14 protein-coding genes and 1 pseudogene are annotated in these 17,751 nt (G+C 70.2%); 11 read left to right on the top strand and 4 right to left on the bottom strand.

Annotated features, from left to right (window positions below; translation table 11 throughout):
- The first annotated feature begins 286 nt into the window (after nt 1-286).
- The 8 genes and pseudogenes from AB0M87_RS21965 to AB0M87_RS21930 all read left to right on the top strand — a co-directional run bounded on the left by AB0M87_RS21965 (nt 287) and on the right by AB0M87_RS21930 (nt 7,747).
- Nucleotides 287-715, top strand: a complete 429-nt coding sequence (locus AB0M87_RS21965; protein WP_365855380.1) for a hypothetical protein — start codon at nt 287-289, stop codon at nt 713-715.
- Nucleotides 712-1,995 carry an NADH-ubiquinone oxidoreductase-F iron-sulfur binding region domain-containing protein gene (locus AB0M87_RS21960; RefSeq protein ID WP_365855378.1) on the top strand — a complete coding sequence of 428 codons (1,284 nt, stop codon included), beginning with the start codon at nt 712-714 and terminating at the stop codon, nt 1,993-1,995. The genes AB0M87_RS21965 and AB0M87_RS21960 overlap by 4 nt, the downstream gene beginning before the upstream one ends.
- Nucleotides 1,992-2,183 carry a ferredoxin gene (locus AB0M87_RS21955; protein ID WP_365855376.1) on the top strand — a complete coding sequence of 64 codons (192 nt, stop codon included), beginning with the start codon at nt 1,992-1,994 and terminating at the stop codon, nt 2,181-2,183. The genes AB0M87_RS21960 and AB0M87_RS21955 overlap by 4 nt, the downstream gene beginning before the upstream one ends.
- A 1-nt stretch (nt 2,184) precedes the next feature.
- Nucleotides 2,185-4,239, top strand: coding sequence for an acetate--CoA ligase family protein (locus AB0M87_RS21950; protein ID WP_365855374.1), 2,055 nt, complete (start codon nt 2,185-2,187; stop codon nt 4,237-4,239).
- Between the two features lie 75 nt (nt 4,240-4,314).
- On the top strand, nt 4,315-5,481 hold the full coding sequence (locus AB0M87_RS21945; protein WP_365855372.1) for an acyl-CoA dehydrogenase family protein: 1,167 nt from the start codon (nt 4,315-4,317) through the stop codon (nt 5,479-5,481).
- Between the two features lie 44 nt (nt 5,482-5,525).
- Nucleotides 5,526-6,698, top strand: coding sequence for an acyl-CoA dehydrogenase family protein (locus tag AB0M87_RS21940; protein ID WP_365855370.1), 1,173 nt, complete (start codon nt 5,526-5,528; stop codon nt 6,696-6,698).
- A gap of 41 nt (nt 6,699-6,739) precedes the next feature.
- A pseudogene (locus AB0M87_RS21935) lies at nt 6,740-7,088 on the top strand (3-hydroxyacyl-CoA dehydrogenase family protein); the annotation flags it as partial.
- 47 nt (nt 7,089-7,135) lie between these two features.
- Nucleotides 7,136-7,747: a TetR/AcrR family transcriptional regulator gene (locus AB0M87_RS21930; protein ID WP_365855368.1), complete on the top strand. Its 612-nt coding sequence runs from the start codon at nt 7,136-7,138 to the stop codon at nt 7,745-7,747.
- 6 nt (nt 7,748-7,753) lie between these two features.
- Here AB0M87_RS21930 and AB0M87_RS21925 read toward each other — a convergent pair whose 3' ends face one another.
- The 3 genes from AB0M87_RS21925 to AB0M87_RS21915 all read right to left on the bottom strand — a co-directional run bounded on the left by AB0M87_RS21925 (nt 7,754) and on the right by AB0M87_RS21915 (nt 10,937).
- Nucleotides 7,754-8,281: a MarR family transcriptional regulator gene (locus AB0M87_RS21925; protein ID WP_365855366.1), complete on the bottom strand. Its 528-nt coding sequence runs from the start codon at nt 8,279-8,281 to the stop codon at nt 7,754-7,756.
- Nucleotides 8,226-9,764 carry a glycoside hydrolase family 71 protein gene (locus AB0M87_RS21920; RefSeq protein WP_365855364.1) on the bottom strand — a complete coding sequence of 513 codons (1,539 nt, stop codon included), beginning with the start codon at nt 9,762-9,764 and terminating at the stop codon, nt 8,226-8,228. The genes AB0M87_RS21925 and AB0M87_RS21920 overlap by 56 nt, the downstream gene beginning before the upstream one ends.
- A 135-nt stretch (nt 9,765-9,899) precedes the next feature.
- Nucleotides 9,900-10,937: an LCP family protein gene (locus tag AB0M87_RS21915; RefSeq protein WP_365855362.1), complete on the bottom strand. Its 1,038-nt coding sequence runs from the start codon at nt 10,935-10,937 to the stop codon at nt 9,900-9,902.
- Nucleotides 10,938-11,285: 348 nt separating this feature from the next.
- Here AB0M87_RS21915 and AB0M87_RS21910 point away from each other — a divergent pair, with 348 nt between their 5' ends.
- Complete coding sequence (locus tag AB0M87_RS21910) at nt 11,286-12,689, top strand: sugar transferase (protein WP_365855360.1); 1,404 nt, start codon at nt 11,286-11,288, stop codon at nt 12,687-12,689.
- Between the two features lie 55 nt (nt 12,690-12,744).
- Here AB0M87_RS21910 and AB0M87_RS21905 read toward each other — a convergent pair whose 3' ends face one another.
- On the bottom strand, nt 12,745-13,683 hold the full coding sequence (locus AB0M87_RS21905; protein ID WP_365855358.1) for a GDP-L-fucose synthase: 939 nt from the start codon (nt 13,681-13,683) through the stop codon (nt 12,745-12,747).
- Nucleotides 13,684-13,808: 125 nt separating this feature from the next.
- Here AB0M87_RS21905 and gmd point away from each other — a divergent pair, with 125 nt between their 5' ends.
- Entirely contained in the window at nt 13,809-14,822 is a 1,014-nt protein-coding gene (gene gmd / locus AB0M87_RS21900) for a GDP-mannose 4,6-dehydratase (protein WP_365855356.1), read from the top strand.
- A 149-nt stretch (nt 14,823-14,971) separates the two neighbouring features.
- Nucleotides 14,972-17,692: a LamG-like jellyroll fold domain-containing protein gene (locus tag AB0M87_RS21895; protein WP_365855354.1), complete on the top strand. Its 2,721-nt coding sequence runs from the start codon at nt 14,972-14,974 to the stop codon at nt 17,690-17,692.
- The last annotated feature ends 59 nt before the right edge of the window (nt 17,693-17,751 follow it).

Below are 17,751 nucleotides of genomic sequence, written 5' to 3'. Positions count from 1 at the left end.
GGTTAGTCAGACTGGAACCGGCCGAGGCGCAAGTCAAGACTTGTGGGCTGACTAATTAGTTAGTTAATCTCGAAGAGGCAGATGCGCCGGCTCCAGCAGACGGCTCCCGGCGCATCCCAGGGGTTTGCGGGCCGTCATCCGCACACCCCGCGTCCTCGTGGTGCACGGCGTTCGCCGCGTACCCGGCCCCCGTTTCCCGCCGTTCTCTTCGACGCGGAAACCCTCACCCGCCATCGCCGCGCCACCCGTTCCCGGCCGCGGGAACAGGGCGACCCCGGAGGCACGCATGAGCGCTCGCCGAAGTCTCGTATGGCTCGGTCTCACCCCGGAGCCCGAACAGGAACTGCCCGCCGCAGTGGCCGCCCTACGGGCCCCCGCGGTCGGCCGCCCTCCCCCGGCCCTCGTCGCCGCCGAGCGACGCCGCGTCGAGCGGCTGGTGCTGCGCGGCACACAGCACGGCTGGCTGCGCTACCTCGGTGAAGTCACCGCCCTGGTGGTCGAGGCGGCGGACGGATCCGCGACCGCCGACCCCTGCCCGGCACTGGTGGCCGGTGAGGTCGTCCTCGATCACCACCGCATGCTGATCGGCCTGCCCGGCCCCGGCTACGAGAACACCGCAGCACAACGGCGCGACCTGGCAGCGGCACTGGCACGGCTGAGATCCCGCTTCGACCCCACTCCCTCCGGCCACCCCGAGCATTGGAGCACCGCATGACCGGCGTCTTCACCCTGCTCCCGGAAGGGCGGAACAGCCTGCTCACGCACCCGGCGTCGGGAGACCTCGCCCCGTACGTGGCGGTGGGTGGCTACGCACCGGTGCCCAGGCCGGACCGGCTTCTCGAACAGATCGCCGCCGTGGGTCTGCGCGGGCGCGGTGGTGCCGGTTTCCCTGCGGCCGTCAAGCTGCGCACCGTCCGTCACTCCCCCGGCCCGACCGTGGTCGTCGCCAACGGCGAAGAGGGTGAGCCGGGCTCCGTCAAGGACCGCTGGCTGCTGCGTCACCGCCCCCACCTGGTGCTGGACGGCGTCCGCCTGGCGGCCGCCATGACCGGTGCCGGACGCGGCTGCGTCTACCTCTCCGACGCCCTCGCCGAGACGGCCGTCCGCCGGGCCCTCACGGAGCGGCCCGGCGACCTGCGCATCGACGTCGTACGGACCCGGCACACGTACGTCGCCGGGGAGGAGACCGCGGTCGTACGACGCATCGACGGCGGCCCGGCCCTGCCCACGGCCAAACCCCCGCGCCCGTTCGAAAGGGGTGTCGGCGGCCTCCCCACCCTCCTCGCCAACGTGGAGACGCTGGCCCGCATCGCGGTGCTGCACTCCCAACCCGATACCGCGGCCGCCGTCGCCGGCTCTCATCTGGTGACCGTTTCCGGGACCGGCGGCGCTTCCGCGCTGATCGAGGCACCTGCCGGCACGCACCTGAAGGCTCTCGCCGCCCTGCTCGGGCACGGCAGAGCCGATGCGGTCCTGCTGGGCGGCCTGTTCGGCGGACTGCACGGCGCCGGCTGGCGGGGCCTCCCGCTCGATCACGACGGGCTGGCCACGGCGGGCGGCGCGCTCGGCTGCGGGGCGTTGCACTTCCTGCACCCCGAGGACTGCCCGGTCGCCGTGGCCACCGAGGCGACCGCGTACCTCGCGGCACAGAGCGCGCGGCAGTGCGGGGTGTGCGTCTCCGGGACCGGGGCGCTGGCCGAAACGCTCATGTCACTCGCACACGGCGGGTCCTGCGACGACACGACCGAGAAGCTGCGGCGCTGGTCCCGGCAACTGCCCGGCCGCGGCGCCTGCGGGCTGCTCGACGCCGCCGCACGCATCGTCGCCAGCCTGCTTTCGCACTTCCCCGACCGGGTCGACGACCACCGGGGCTCAGCCTGCCCCGTATGCGCCGGCCCGGCACCCAGCGACGGACGCCGGTTCGTGGTGGCCGTTCCCCGACCGGACTCCTCCGACTCATCCGCCCACCCGGGCGCCGAAAGGACCGCACCATGAAACTCCTGCTGGACTCCACCCGTTGCCAGGGCTACGGCCTGTGCCACGAACCCGCGCCCGAGCTGATCGACCTCGACGAGTGGGGCTACGCGCAGGTGCGTGAGGACGCCGTGCCGGCCGACGGCGAGGACGCCGTGGCGGCAGCCGTCGCCGCCTGCCCCAACTCCGCCCTGCGGCTGGTGAAGTGAGATGGGACGCGACCTGTCGGCCCTCTTCGACCCGATCTCCGTCGCCGTCGTAGGAGCCAGTGACGACCCCGCCAAGTACGGCCATGCCATCGCCGCCCAGGCCATCCGCGGGAACGGGCGCCGTCCCGTCCACCTGGTCAACCGCCGCGGCGGTACCGTACTCGGCCGCACCGCGGCCCCCAGCCTGAGCGCGATCGGCGAAGACATAGATCTGGCCGTGGTCTCGGTGCCCGCCGCCGGCTTCGAAGAGGCCGTCGACGAGGCCCTGGGCTGCGGAGCTCGGGCGATCGTCGCGATCACCGCGGGCTTCGCCGAGACCGGCGAGGCCGGGCGGATACGCCAGCAGACCGTCGCCGAACGCGTGCGTGCCGCCGGTGCCGTCATGATCGGCCCCAACTGCCTGGGCCTGACCGACAACACCACCGACCTCTTCCTCGCGTCCGACACCTTCTCCCCCGGCGGTGTCGCCCTCCTCAGCCAGAGCGGCAACCTCGCCCTCGAAATCCAGCTCCGCTTCCGCCCGCACGGCCTCGGCTTCTCCCGTTTCGTCTCGCTGGGCAACCAGGCCGACGTGACTCTGGTCGACCTGCTCGCCGACTGCGACCGGCATGAGGGCACTCGCGCCATCGCGGTCTACGCGGAGGACTTCGCCGACGGACGCGCGTTCGCCGAGGCAGCCGCCGAAGCGGGCAAGCCGGTGGTGCTGCTGACCGCCGGACGCGGAGAAGCCTCTGCACGCAGTGCCCAGTCCCACACCGGGGCGCTGACCACTGCCGCCGATGTGGTGACGGCAGCCTGCCGGGACGCCGGCGTGCAGCTGGTCGCCACCCCGCGCGAACTCACCGTCGTACTGGCCGCGCTGGACGGCGGACGGCGAGCGGCCGGCCGCCGGGTCGCCGTGCTCACGGACGGCGGTGGCCACGGCGTCGTCGCGGCCGACGCGGCGGAGGCGGCCGGGCTGACCGTCCCCGAGTTGCGGCCTCCGACGCGGCAGCGCCTGCGGGAGGCCCTGTGGGAGCAGTCGGCCGTCGCGAACCCGGTGGACCTGGCCGGCATGGGCGAGCAGGACCCCGGCTCCTACGCCGAGACCGTCACCACGCTGCTGGCGGCCGAGGAGATCGACGCCGTCGTGATAACCGGCTACTTCGGTGGCTACGCGGCGGCCGACGGCGGGCTGGGCGGAGGCGGCAGGGCGCTGGCGGACGGGGAACAGGCGGCCGCCCGCCTCATCGCCGCCCGCCACCGCGAAACCGCGAAACCACTGGTGGTGCAGTCGATGTACCCCGACTCCCCCAGCTGCCGCGCCCTCACAGCAGCCGGCATTCCCGTGTTCGAGGCCACCGAGGACGCCGCTCGCGCCCTGGCCGCGACGGCGCCCGGCACGCCGGGTACCGGCGTCACGGCCCTCCCGCGGCCCGCCCCGCCACTGCGCGAGACCGGCTACCTGCAGACCCGCAGAGCACTCGAAGCGGCCGGGCTCCCCTTCCCACCGGCCCGGGAGTTTCACGGCGAGGGCGAACTCCTCGCTGCTACCACCGGGTTCACCGGGCCGTACGCACTCAAGGCGCTGCACCTGCTGCACAAATCCGACGCGGGCGGCGTGGCACTGGGCCTGGCCGGCCCCGACGAACTGCTCGCCGCCTTCCGCGAGATGCATGCCCGGCTCGGTGCTCCCTCGTACTCCGTGGAGGCCATGGCTGACCTGGCCGACGGGATCGAGCTGATCGTCGGCGTCAACCGCGATCCGCGGTTCGGCCCCGTCGCCCTGGTCGGTCTTGGCGGAGTTCTGGCGGAGGCGCTGCACGACGTCGCCTTCACCCTGGCTCCCGTGTCCGCCGACCGCGCCGCGCTCCTGCTGCGCGGACTGCGCACCGCCGCGCTGCTCGACGGTGTACGCGGCCGGCCTCCCGTCGACGTCACGGCGGCCGCGGCCGCCGTGGAAACGATCACGGCGTTCGCCGCCGCCCACCCGGAAATCGCCGAGATCGAGGTCAACCCCCTTCTCGTACGCCCCCACGGCGTCCTCGCCCTGGACTCCCGCGCCGTACTCGCCTGACCCGCCCGGTCGGGCGGCCCGCCCGACTCGTTCGCCCCCGCACGCCGTCACCCCACCGAAAGGGCCCCCATGGACATGCGCTACACCCCCGAGCAGACCGCCCTGAAGCGGCGCGCCGCCGACTACGCCCGGCTGCTGATGCGGTACGAGGACCAGTCCGAGCAGGCGGGCGGACCCCTGCCGCAGCAGCTCGTCACCGAACTGACCCGAGCCGCCATGGACGCCGGCGTCTACGCCATCAACATGCCTGCCGAATGGGGCGGTGCCGGTCTGAGTCTGCTCGACCAGGTCATCGTGGAGGAGGAGTTCGGCAAGGTCACCAACTGCCTGTGGGACATCCCCTGGCGGCCCGCCAACGTATTGGCCCACGGTGACGAGCGGCAACGTGAGAAGTATCTTTTGCCGGTCATCCGCGGCGAGAGGTTCGACGCGTTCGCCGTGACCGAGCCGGGCGCGGGGTCCGATCCCTCCTCCGGCACCTCCACTGCCACCCGCACCGACGGCGGCTGGCTGCTCGACGGCGAGAAGTGGTTCGTCACCTGCGGAGACATCGCCGACTTCCTGCTGGTGCAGGCGGATGCGGGCCCCGATCGGCTGCCCACCCTGTTCTTCGTGGACAAGGCCGCACCCGGAGTCGAGATGACCCGCCTGCCCCGCTTCATGCACTCTGCGGTCAACGGGCACCCCGAGTTCACCTTCAGCCGGGTCTTCGTCGCCGACGAGGACGTGCTCGGAGGCGTCGGCAACGGCTACGAACTGACCAAGGAGTGGTTCACCGACGAGCGTCTGATGATCGCGGCGCGCACCGTGGGCGCCGCCGAGCGCGCGCTGCGGCTCGCCCGCGACTGGGCCGTGGAGCGCGAACAGTTCGGGGCGCCCATCGCCTCGTACCAGCTGATCCAGGGCATGCTCGCCGACTGCGCCGTCGACATCGCCGTCAACCGCGCCTACACCCACCAGGTCGCCTGGGAGGCCGACCAGCCGCAGACCGACCGCAAGACGCTGCACGCCAAGGCATCCACCGCCAAACTCGCCGCCAGCGAGGCGGCCGGCCGGGTCGCCGACCGCTGCCTGCAGATCTTCGGCGGACGCGGGTACGACCGGAACTACCCGGTCGAACGCATGTACCGCGAACTGCGCGTCGACCGCATCTGGGAGGGCACCTCCGAGATCCAGCGGCTGATCATCGCCAACGATTTGATCAAACGCGGTACGCGCGCCCTGGCCCTGCCCACGTACTGACCCCCGAGCCCTTTCGCACCCCGCACCGAACAGCGAGGACTTTCATGGACTTCCGCCTCACCCCCCGCCAAGCCCGACTCAAGGCGGACGCGCGCGCCCTCACCGACCTCATCGCCACCTACGAGCAGCAGTGCGAGGAGGACAACGGCCTGCCCGCCGACGCGCACGCCCGGATCCGGGACGCGGTCCTCGACGCGGGACTCCAGGCCGTCAACATGCCGGCCGAATGGGGCGGCGCCGGACTCACCATCGCCGAACAGGCCACCGTTCAGGAGGAGTTTGGCCGCCTCACCGGCGCTCTCTGGGACATGGTGTGGCGGCCCGCCAACGCGCTGAGGTTCTGCACCCCCGAGCAGCGCGAGCGCTTCCTGATACCGGTGATCAGGGGCGAGCGGCGCGACTGCTACGCCGTCACCGAGCCCGGCGCAGGTTCGGACCCGCAGAACCTGGCCACCACCGCCACCAAGAACGACCGGGGCTGGTTCCTCAATGGCGAGAAGTGGTTCGTGACCGTCGGCGACCACGCCGACTTCATGATCGTGCTCGCCGCGGCGGGACCGGAGCGCGCCCCGACACTGTTCCTCGTCGACAAGGACACCCCCGGCATCGAGATGACGCGCGTACCTCGGTTCATGCACACATTCGTCTACGAGCACCCCGAGTTCACCTTCACCGACGTCCAGGTGGAGGAGGACGCCGTACTCGGCGGCATCGGCGAGGGATACGACATCACCCGCTCCTGGTTCACCGAGGAGCGCCTGATGATCGCGGCGCGCACCACCGGCGCGGCGGAGCGTGCCCTGGAGCTGTCCCGCGACTGGGCCGTGGAACGCGAACAGTTCGGGGCGCCCATCGCCTCGTACCAGCTGATCCAGGGCATGCTCGCCGACTGCGCCGTCGACATCGCCGTCAACCGCGCCTACACCCACCAGGTCGCCTGGGAGGCCGACCTGGCGTCCTCCGAGGACCGCAAGACGCTGCACGCCAAGGCGGCCATCGCCAAACTCGCGGCGAGCGAGGCCTCGGGCCGGGTCATCGACCGGTGCCTGCAGATCCACGGTGGACGCGGCTACGACCGCGCGTACGCCGTGGAACGGCTCTACCGCGAGCTGCGCGTCGACCGCATCTGGGAGGGCACCTCCGAGATCCAGCGGCTGATCATCGCCAACGAACTCGTCAGGCGCGGCACCGGGGTCCTGGACCTGCCCACCGCCTGACACAGCCACGATAGGGATCAAGGAGAGCACGGATGGCGGAGCACTCCTTCAACCCCGTCCCGGTGCTGCGGCTGATCGAGCTCGCCCCGTCACTTCTCACCTCCGCCGAGACCACGGCACGGGCTGAGTCCTTCGTCACCGGCAGACTCGCCCCTGGGCTGCACGCACCCGCTCGGCCCGCCGGCCCTGACGGACCTGATCGGCCTGGACACCACGCGCGACATCGCCGGGTCGCTGTACGCGGAGTTCCGTGAGCCGCTGCACTCGCCCCCGACCCTGTTGTCCCGCATGGTGGATGCGGGCCTGCTGGGAAGGAAGCCGGGGCGCGGCTTCCACACGTACGCGGGACAGCCGCAGCGAGAGGCGGCGGTAACGGCGGAGCGACCGTGAGGAAAGATGAGAACGTCGTACGTCCATCGAACGAGGGAGGCCGCCGGGTGTCGACCAAGGTGCGCACGGCAGACACGCGCGAGCGCATCCTGAGCGCAGCCTGCGAGGTCATTGCGGAGACCGGCTTCGAGAAGATCCGGATGCGCATGGTCGCCGAGCGGGCACGTGTGTCGACCGCGCTGTTGCACTACCACTTCGACACGCGCGAGAAGCTGTTCACCGAGGCGATGACCCACTCCTTCGCGCACACCGCGGTCGATGTCGAACGCGACGCGGGGACGGCGCCGGCGGCGGTCATCCTGGCCCGGATCCTGCGTAACCTGCTGCCGACCGACCCGGAACTGCACCAGGACTGGCGACTGTGGCAGGAACTGTGGGCCCGGGCGCTGCGCGACGAGACGACCCGCGTCTTCGCCGTGGACCTGTACGCGCAACTGCACGCATGGGTGGCCGACGCGGTGCGGCGCGGCATCGCCGCGGGCGAGTTCACGCCGACCGACGTGGACGACCTCAGCACACTCGTCCTGTCCCTCAGCGACGGCTACGGCATCCGCCTGATGCTGCGTGATCCCACCGTCACCCTGGACACGGCGCTCACCTCCATCTGGCGCCATGTCTCCGCCGCACTCGGCCTGCCGGAGACGATGCCGGCCGGGTGAGCCGGCTCAGTGCCGATCGTCGGCCTGGTGGCGTCGTACTTCTTCGACGATGCGCCGCAGCAGGCTGCGGGCGGCGGCGATCTCGCCGACCGGAATGTCGGCGGCCAGCGCACGGTGGGCTTCAGCGGCGCGCACCGTGATGGCGTCGAGTACGTGGCTGCCGGCGGGCGTGAGTTCCAGCAGCGGTGAACTCCGGTGATCGGGATTGGCCCGAAAGGTGGCGAGTTCCTCGCGGACGAGGTCGCTGGCGATGCGCTGCACGCCTTGGCGGGCCACCCCCAGACGGCGTGCTGCCCGGGCCACCGTCAGGGGGGTGTCGCAGACGGCGCTGAGGAGCTGCCATCGCGCGACGGCTACCTCGAGACCTCTCCCGCGCTGGAAGCCTGACGGCTTCTGGCCGGCGACATCTCCGTCGCAGTGAGCAGCTCGGGCCGCAGTCCATTCCGGGACCGGTGTCAGGCCGCCATCACGGCTGTCGTCAAGGAGTGCCGGGGCGTCCGCTGCTGGCGGCGTAGTACTGGAGGTCCTGCACATCCACCTGGGCCGCCACCGGGTGGCGCGCGGCGACCTTGGCCACCTGGTGTCCGGCGCGGCGCACGACGGCGGAGCTCCAACCCGGGTGCAGCGGCACCAGGGTGGGGTGGACACCGGCGGGAGCCGGTTGGCTCTGGTGGTCGGCGCCGACCACGGTGTCCACGCTCGCGGGCGCGGTCAGGAAGGTCAGTGCCTCGACCATGTCCCGTGGGGGCGCCGACCCGCCCCGTGGGCTCATCAGCAGTTGCTCGGCGCCCGCCGGAGGTACCGCCGCAGCGAACTGGACACGCGATGTCAGATACACCGTGTCGCGGACGATCCGCGGCCAGGCGCCGGTCTTGAAACGGGTCAGGTAGTACGAGGAGAGATCGAGATAGGCGTACCCGTTGTGCAACGAGGGTGCGAACTGGCTGCCTTCGGAGTAGTCGTTCCAGGTGGTGAGCTGGACCCAGTCCGCGTCGTCACCGATCGCGTGCCCCCAGGTGGCGCGCAGTGTGGCCGTGTTGCCCGCCTCGTCGTAGACGCCCTGGTTGGGCCGGGTGTCCTGCACCGAGACCGGTTGCATCCAGACCTTGCCGAGGCGATGGGCCAGCGCGGTGTCCGCTGTGGCGCCGGCCTGGCCCCGGTAGCTGCGGCTGCCCCACTCGGAGAAGCCGTAACTGATCGGCGCGAACCGCTCGGCGTTCGCCGTGAAGTTCAGGAACAGCGGGACCAGCGCCGTCCTGATGCCGTGCCGCTGCTCCAGCCGTGCGGTCATCTGCGACCACCAGCCGGGATAGTGCGCCTCTGCCTTGAACGGGGAGACCACCAGCCTGCCGTCCCCGAGCCGGTGCACGGACGGTGACTGAGCCAGGCCCGCCAGGGCATCCGCCAGGGTCGTGGGGTCGGTCCGCAGCGAGGTCATGTCCGGCATCAGCATGATCCGGAAATGGGGGTCGACCGAGGCCGCCGCCTCGATCAGCCGGGTCACCCGGTCCCAGTTCGGACCGGACAGGGACAGGATGTCGACGCTGAATCCGTCGATACCGGCGTCGGCGGCCGTCCGGACCTCCTGCTGCAGGTTGGCCAGCTGCCAGTCGCCGCTCTGCTGCGGCACGGGCAGCGGCCGGTCCCGCAGCAGGCCCCCGTACTCCTCGTGCTTGCCGTTCTCGCCCTGCGCCGTCAGGTAGTTGCGGCTGTAGTAGTCCCGGTCGGCCGGCTGATTGTCCAGTGACAGTGGATACGGCGTGAAGTAGTGCGCGAACACCAGGTGCTTACTGCCGTGCAGCACGGCCGGCGAGGGCAGATCGAAGGGCAGCGCGTGGCCGCGTGGCCCCGCGGCCCCCGGTACGCTTCCGGGTGCGGCCGCCGGAGTCTTCTTGCCGTCACCGCCCATCGGGGACCAGGCCATGCCGCTTCCGGCCAGCAGGCCGATGAGCAGCAGCCCCAGCGCGAGGCCCGGCAGCAGACGCCGCCGGCCGGCCCGGGGGCGTCGGTGCGTCAAGGATCGTAGCGGCGCATCCGCCATCATCGTTCCTTCCGGGACCCCGTCCGCGTTGCGGGGGTTGGGCAGTAGTAGAGCCGAATCACGCCCCCAGTACAACAGCCTCCGCCGTCGGGCCGGGGCCGCACAGCGCCATCACGGTGTGCTGGCGCCGAGGCGGTCCGTGCGGTGACCAGCGACGTAGGCCTTGAGGCTGTCCTTCCGCATCGCGTCCCACAAAATACGGTCCTTGGTCCGGTCCAGCAGGACGACCGACTGTCCCTTGATCATGCCGGTGCCGGTCACCGGAGCATTCATGAACACCATGCCGGCCGGCCTGATGCCCCGTGAGCTCCACAGCAGATCGCGCAGGTCGCCATTGCCGAGACGGTCGTCCACGCTGACGCTCTCGGTCAGCCTGCTCAGTACCTGGCCGGCTTTCAGCGGATTGCTCAGCGTGCCGGGGTCCATCACCTTGCTGAGCACCGCGCGCAGGAAGTACTGCTGTCGGTGGGTGCGGTCGAGGTCACCACGGGGCAGGCTGTGCCGCTCGCGGACGTACACCAGCGCCTGAGTGCCGTTCATATGACGCCGGGTTCCGTCGACGGTGAGGTCGACTCCGCCCACCGCGTCCGTGAGCCGCTTGAAACCGTCCCAGTCGATGACCGCGAGGTGATCGACCTTCACATCCGTCAGCCGCTGGACCGTGTCGATGAGCAGCGGAGGTCCGCCCCAGGAGAAGGCGGCGTTGAGCTTGGCCGTGCCGTGCCCCGGGATGTCCACCCAGGAGTCCCGGGGCAGGGACACCACGTAGGCGCTCGAGTGGTCCTTCGGCAGGTGGACCAGCATCATGGTGTCGCTGCGCTGCGCCCCGTAGGTCCACTCCGGGGCCTTGGCGTTCTTGCCTGTGGTGGGCAGGTCGGACCTGCTGTCGACGCCGACGAGCAGAAAGGTCTCTCCGCCGGCACTCGCCGACGGCTGCGCGGCAGCGGGCAGGTGGGTCGGGAACGCGTTCGGGATGCGCTCGACCCGGTCGGTGTAGTGGTCGACGGCCCACCATCCGACGCCACCGGCCGCGATGACCCCCACGGCGAGCAGCGCAGCGACCCCCAGGAGCACCTTCCGCTTCCGGGAGCGGCGGCGTACCGGCACAGGAGCCGGTGCTGCTGCGCCGTCCTCGGTTTCTTTCGTCATCGGTTTCCCCCTGGCATCTCTGCCGCCCCCACGGCCCCTCCCACAGCGCATGCACGCATACGGGTGCATGGGCGATCATAGGACCGATTTACACGGGATCAACACGTCCTTGACACCCCGCCTTCAGAGAAACCGGGGGTCAATCGGTCACAAGGTTTACGTAAACGGCATTGTGCGATCTCAAGTTTGTCGTACTGTTCCCTGTTGCGACGCCTGTTCGTCGATCGGGGAATCGACGAACGGGACGAAGCCAGTCAACACGTGCCGGGGGGGTACATGTGGCATGTCAGCACGCCTGAAACAGGTGCGTCCGGGGTCCGCACCACATCGGGTGCGGTCCAGCATGGGATGCGCCTCAAATCGCGGTGGTATCTGCCGATCGCACTGTTCACCGACGTCACCGGCACGGCGCTGCCGGTGGCGCTGCTCTTCCGCGCCGAAAGCCAGCCGTACGCCCTGCGGTCGGCCGCGGTCGCCGCGCTCGCCTGGCTGAGCATCCATACGTTCCGGCACCGGTACGCCGAGCGACCCATGGGTGAGTCCCGGGGCGCGCTGCCCGTGCTGCACGACTGGCTGATCCTGCTGGGCGTGCTCGCCGTCTGCCGCGCCGCCGCGGACCTGCGCCACGGGCCGCTGCTCTGCCTGGCCGCGCTTCTGCCGTCGCTGCTGCTCACCCTGGTGTGCCGCAAACTGACCTACCGCCACCTCGCCTCGGCGCGCCGCAAGGCGCAGGTGGTGACCCGTGTCCTGGTGATAGGCGAGCCCTCGGCGGCCGACGACGTGGCCGATCACCTGGCGGGCCGTACGGACCACCCGTACATCGTGGTCGGCATCGTGGCGCTCGGCGCGGGCGAGATCACCAGCGGGACCAGGCTGGCCGGTCGGATGACCTTCGGCAGCCCCGTCGCCACCAGCGAGGACACCCGGCCACTGCTCGCCACCGCTCAGGAGTTGCAGGCCGACGTCGTGATGGTCGCGCCGGGAGCCAGCATGTCGGGCGAGCGGCTCCGGCGGCTGTCCTGGGCCCTGCACGACGCGGGCATGGAACTCGCGCTGGCTCCCGGCCTGGTGGAGATATCCGTCAAACGTCTGCAGACGACATCGGCGGCGGGAATGGCCCTGCTGCGGATCGTGCCGCCGGTGCGCCGCGGTGTGCAGCCGGTGCTCAAGTCCGTGATGGACCGGGCCGGTGCCGCACTGGGCCTCGTCTTCCTCTCGCCCCTGTTCCTGCTGATCGCCCTGGCGGTCAGGCTGAACTCGGCGGGCCCGGTGTTCTACCGGCAGGAACGGATCGGCCAGGCCGGCACTCCCTTCGTGATGTGGAAGTTCCGCACCATGCACCGGGACGCGGACTCCCGCAAGGCCGAACTGGCCGCCGTGAACGAGGTCGAAGGGCCGATGTTCAAGATGCGGCGCGACCCGCGGGTGACCGGCGTCGGGCGCCTGCTGCGCCGGGCTTCCCTCGATGAGTTCCCGCAGCTGGTCAATGTGGTGCGCGGCGACATGTCGCTGGTGGGTCCGCGTCCGCCGTTGCCCGAGGAGGTCGCCCTCTACAACGAGGTGGAGGCACGACGGCTCGCGGTCCGGCCCGGCATGACCGGACTGTGGCAGATCAGCGGGCGCTCCGACCTCTCCTGGGACGAAACGATCCAGCTGGACCTTCAGTACGTCGACAACTGGTCGTTCACCAGCGACGTCGACGTCATGGCCCGTACGCTCCGCGCCGTCGTCGACGGTCGCGGGGCGTACTGAGAGAGCCGAGCCGATGACACCGAACCCGGGGCGGGCCGCGCTCCGGCGCTGCCGCTCAGCCGCGCTGCCACGAGGCGTAGGTCGCGGCGATGCCGTCGCGCAGCGGGACGCCCGGCTTCCAGCCGAGGGAGCTCAGTCGCGTGACGTCCAGCAGTTTGCGGGGGGTTCCGTCGGGCTTGGCGGTGTCCCAGTCGATGCGCCCGGCGAACCCGGTCACATCGGCGACGGTCTCGGCGAGTTCGCGGATGGTGAGGTCCGTCCCACAGCCCACGTTCACCGGTTCGTCGCCGTCGTAGGCACGCAACAGCAGTGTGCAGGCGGCGGCGAGGTCGTCGACATGGAGGAACTCCCGGCGCGGCGAACCGGATCCCCAGAGGGTCACCGCATCCCTGCCCTCCTCGCGCGCCTCGTGGAAGCGGCGGATCAGCGCGGGCAGCACGTGCGAGGTCTCCAGGTCGAAGTTGTCGCCGGGCCCGTAGAGGTTGGTCGGCATGGCGGAGATGTACGAGGCGCCGTACTGCTGACGGTAGGACTGGATCTGCACGATCCCGGCGATCTTCGCGAGGGCGTACGCCTGGTTGGTGGGCTCCAGGGGGCCGGTCAGCAGGGCGTCCTCGCTGATCGGCTGCGGGGCGAGCTTCGGGTAGATGCAGGACGAGCCGAGGAAGAGGAGCCTGCCGACGCCGGCCCGGTGCGCTCCGGCGATCACGCTCAGCTGGATCTGCAGGTTCTCCTCGATGAACTGGACGGGGTAGGTGCTGTTCGCCATGATGCCGCCGACCTTGGCAGCGGCCAGCACCACCGCGTCGGGTCGCATGTCCTTCAGGTGGTCCGCGGTCCGCGCGGCGTCGCGCAGATCCAGCTCGGTGCGGTCCCGGGTGAGTACCCGGTAGCCATCGGCGGTGAGCCGGCGCGCCACGGCGGACCCGACCAGACCACGGTGACCGGCGACGAATATGCGGGCGCCCTCTGGCAGAAGCAGCGATTCAGTCATGGGTCGGATCATGCCAGGGCGAAGACCCTCAGTGTGCACAAGATCCTGACTTCTTTCTCAAATCACAACATAACCATGGGGGACGGGCCGGCCGTGCGCCGGTCTGCAAGGGAGGGACGTTTCGTATGAGCAAGTCCGCACTGATCACCGGAGTCACCGGGCAGGACGGTTCCTATCTGGCGGAGCTGCTGCTCTCCAAGGGGTACACCGTCCATGGACTGGTCCGCCGGTCGTCCAGCTTCAACACCGAGCGGATCGACCACATCTACCAGGACCCGCAGCAGGCCAACCGGTCCTTCGTACTGCACCACGCGGACCTGTCCGACGGTGTCGCCCTGGTGAACCTGATGCGGGACATCAGACCCGACGAGGTGTACAACCTGGGCGCCCAGTCCCATGTCCGGGTCTCCTTCGACGCGCCGCTGTACACCGGTGACGTCACCGGGCTCGGCGCGCTGCGGCTGCTCGAGGCCATCCGGGCCAGCGGTGTCGAGACCCGCTACTACCAGGCCTCGTCCTCCGAGATGTTCGGCTCCACCCCGCCGCCGCAGAACGAGCAGACCCCCTTCCACCCCCGCAGCCCGTACGGTGCGGCGAAGGTCTTCGGCTACTGGACCACCGTCAACTACCGCGAGGCATACGACATGTTCGCCGTCAACGGGATCCTCTTCAACCACGAGTCACCGCGCCGTGGCGAAACCTTCGTGACGCGCAAGGTGACCCGGGCGGTGGCCCGGATCAAGGCGGGCCTCCAGGACCGCCTGTACATGGGCAATCTGGACGCGGTACGCGACTGGGGTTACGCCCCCGAGTACGTCGACGCGATGTGGCGGATGCTCCAGCACGACGAGCCCACCGACTACGTGGTGGCGACCGGAGTCGCCGCCACCGTGCGGGAGTTCGTCGAGACGGCCTTCTCCCATGTGGGCCTGGACTGGAACGAGTACGTCAGGTACGACCCGAAGTACGAGCGTCCCAGCGAGGTCGACGCGCTCATCGGCGATCCGGGCAAGGCGCGTCAACTGCTCGGCTGGAAGCCGTCGGTACTGGTGGCGGAGCTGGCCGGGATCATGGTGGACGCCGATCTGCGTCAGGTCGAGGACCAGTTGGCCGGCGCCACGGTGCGTATCGACCGCTGATCCGCTTGCGACGCGCGGACCCCAATCGGTACCGGATTGGTCAAGTGTGGCGGATCACGTGTCCTTCCGCCGCAAGGTGCGCCAATATACATGTCAGTTGGGCCACATCAGGCCATATATCTGGGCTTTCACGCCTGGGGGGTAAGTACATGGGTAGATCCCGGGGGCTTTCGGCTGCCCTCATCCTGAGCGTCATCGCCGGCTTGGGGGTGACCGTCGCGCCGCCGGCTGCGGCGGTGACACCTCCGGTGGCGTTCACCGCCGACGATCTGCCGACCTGGCAGACCAACGGCATCGTCTGGGCACTGGCGGAGGCGCAGGGGACTGTCTTCGTCGGAGGCACCTTCTCGCAGGTCAGGCCGCCGGAGGGGGGCAGCGGCACGGCGCAGGACGCGGTCAACTTCGTGGCGATGAACGCCGCGACCGGCGCGCCCACGCCCTGCCATCTCTCGTTCACGATCGGCAGCGGTTCGGCAACGGTCCGCTCGCTGGTCGTCTCGCCGGACAAGAAGACGCTCTACGCGGGCGGTTACTTCAGCGCGGTCAACGGTGTAGAGGTGAGCAGCCTGGCGGCCATCGACATCGCCACCTGCACGCCCAAGGCGGACTTCCACCCGAGCTTCAGCGCGACCGTTCGCGCCCTCGCCGTCACCGACGACACGGTGTACGCGGGCGGTGACTTCGGAACCGTTCAGGGGGAGACCCGGCAGCGGTACGCCGCGGTGGACAGCGGCACCGGGGCGCTTCGGCCGTTCACGGCCAATGTGGACCTGCCGGGACGGGCCGTCGCGGTCACGCCCGACGGGAAGGACGTGGTGCTGGGCGGTGACTTCTTCACGGTCAACGGCTCGGACTCGCACGCTCTCGCCGTCGTGGACGCCACCACCGGTGACAACGTCAAGACGTACCCGAACTTCATCGAGACGAACTCGGTCGTCAAGACCATCGGCACCGACGCCACCGGGTTCTACACCGGCAACGAGGGGACGGGCGGCGGGGTCTTCGACGGGCGCATCGCACTGAACCTCAGTGACCTCGACCAGCGCTGGCGCGACACCTGCCTGGGCGCGACGCAGGCGGTGCTGTCGTACGAGAGCGTCCTCTACAGCGCCTCACACGCCCACGACTGCTCCAGCGTGGGTGAGTTCCCCGACGGCAAGCGCAATCATCTGCTGGCGCAGCCCACCACGAGCGTGGGGAAGCTCGGCTGGTTCCCCAACACCAACGACGGTCTGGGTGAGAGCATCGGCCCGCGCGCCCTGGCCGTCTCGGACAGCGGATCCACCAAGTACCTGTGGGTGGGTGGTGAGTTCACCACGGTCAACGCCGCTCCCGCCCAGGGTCTGACCCGCTTCGCCTCGAGTCCCGACACCGGTGTCCCCGGCGTGCCGCAGGTCAGCGCCGCAAGCATCAAGCCCGGCACCGTTCAGGTGCGCTGGCGCTCCAGCACCGACCTGGACGACAGCAAGCTGACGTACAAGGTCTACCGCAACGGCTCGTCGACTCCGATCCACACCGCGGACGGCGACTCGCTGTGGTGGTCCCGGCCGCAGATGTCCTTCACGGACACCGACGTCACGGCGGGGCAGACGTACAGCTACCGGGTGACGGCCACGGACGCGGCAGGCAACGCCAGCGGGCTCTCGCCCACGGTAACGGTGACCGTGCCCGCCTCCGCGGAGGCCTATCCCAGCGCCGTGATCGACGACGGCGCCACGCAGTACTGGCGCTACGACGAGTCGATCAGCCCCTTCATCGGGGACTCGTCGTCATCGGACAACAGTGGCATCCAGCTGAACGGACCCTCATTGCGGCAGACGCCGGCCGCCGTCAACGGCCCGAGTACGGCGATCGGGTTCGACGGCACCGACCAGGCGGTGTACAGCGACCGGCCGTCCACCGTGCCCGGCGCCTACTCCGTCGAGACCTGGTTCAGGACGACCACCGACCGGGGCGGCAAACTCGTCGGCTTCGGTAACAACACCACCAAGACCAGCGGCAACTACGACAAACACATCTACATGACGAACGCCGGAAACCTGGTCTTCGGCGTGTACACGGGCGGGACGCGGACCATTTCCACGTCAGGTTCGTACAACGACGGCGACTGGCACCACGTGGTCGCCACGCAGGACTCGTCCGGCATGAAGCTCTACGTCGACGGTGCGCTCAAGGACTCCGGCAACGTGACCGGCAACCAGGCCTACACCGGCTACTGGCGGGTCGGCGGTGACCAGTTGAACGGCTGGCCGCAGCAGCCGACCAGCAACTTCTTCGCCGGACAGATCGACGACACGGCGATCTACCCGTCGGCGCTCTCCGCCCAGCAGGTGACGCACCACTACCAGCTGGCGAGCGCCCCCGCCGACACCGTCAGCACGGTCCCGGCAACCGACGACACCTACGCCAACGCGGGCGCCCCGAACACCAACTACGGCACGTCGAGCTCGCTCGCCGTGCGCGGTACTTCGGCGTACGCGTCCTACTTCCACTTCACCCTGCCGTCGGCCCCGGCCGGCACGGTGCTGAAGAGCGCCAGGCTCTCGGTGAAGACCTCGACCCAGTCCGGCGGCGGATCGGCGGACAGCCAGTCCGTCGTACCGGTCTCCGGGGCGTGGACGGAGACGGCACTGACGTACAACAACCGGCCCGCACTGGGCTCCGGCACCCTGGGCACGCTGAGCGGCGCCACGGACGGCTCGACCGTCTACTCGGCGTCGCTCGACACGGCCGCGCTCTCCTCCTCGCTGGGCAGTTCATACAGCCTGGCGCTGACGAGTACGGGCACGGATTCGCTGTGGCTGTGGTCCAGCGAGGCCACCGCCAACGACGGCACCCCGCAGCTCGTGCTGACCTTCGGCGCGCCGTAGTCGCGCCGGTGACGGCAACGCAATGACAGCGTGCGGGGTCCGGTCCGCCGGACCCCGCA

Origin of the sequence: Streptomyces sp. NPDC051320 (assembly GCF_040682175.1) — a bacterium.
GTDB lineage: Bacteria > Actinomycetota > Actinomycetes > Streptomycetales > Streptomycetaceae > Streptomyces.
Note: the sequence above shows the minus strand (reverse complement) of the source record. Positions and strands in the feature narration are given on the sequence as shown.

Coding starts and splice junctions, on each gene's coding strand:
- gmd (WP_365855356.1), top strand. CDS start 13,809: ATGAGCAAGTCCGCACTGATCACCGGAGTCACCGGGCAGGACGGTTCC.
- AB0M87_RS21940 (WP_365855370.1), top strand. CDS start 5,526: ATGGACTTCCGCCTCACCCCCCGCCAAGCCCGACTCAAGGCGGACGCG.
- AB0M87_RS21915 (WP_365855362.1), bottom strand. CDS start 10,937: ATGACGAAAGAAACCGAGGACGGCGCAGCAGCACCGGCTCCTGTGCCG.
- AB0M87_RS21910 (WP_365855360.1), top strand. CDS start 11,286: ATGCGCCTCAAATCGCGGTGGTATCTGCCGATCGCACTGTTCACCGAC.
- AB0M87_RS21950 (WP_365855374.1), top strand. CDS start 2,185: ATGGGACGCGACCTGTCGGCCCTCTTCGACCCGATCTCCGTCGCCGTC.
- AB0M87_RS21945 (WP_365855372.1), top strand. CDS start 4,315: ATGCGCTACACCCCCGAGCAGACCGCCCTGAAGCGGCGCGCCGCCGAC.
- AB0M87_RS21905 (WP_365855358.1), bottom strand. CDS start 13,683: ATGACTGAATCGCTGCTTCTGCCAGAGGGCGCCCGCATATTCGTCGCC.
- AB0M87_RS21895 (WP_365855354.1), top strand. CDS start 14,972: ATGGGTAGATCCCGGGGGCTTTCGGCTGCCCTCATCCTGAGCGTCATC.
- AB0M87_RS21965 (WP_365855380.1), top strand. CDS start 287: ATGAGCGCTCGCCGAAGTCTCGTATGGCTCGGTCTCACCCCGGAGCCC.
- AB0M87_RS21955 (WP_365855376.1), top strand. CDS start 1,992: ATGAAACTCCTGCTGGACTCCACCCGTTGCCAGGGCTACGGCCTGTGC.
- AB0M87_RS21960 (WP_365855378.1), top strand. CDS start 712: ATGACCGGCGTCTTCACCCTGCTCCCGGAAGGGCGGAACAGCCTGCTC.
- AB0M87_RS21925 (WP_365855366.1), bottom strand. CDS start 8,281: ATGTGCAGGACCTCCAGTACTACGCCGCCAGCAGCGGACGCCCCGGCA.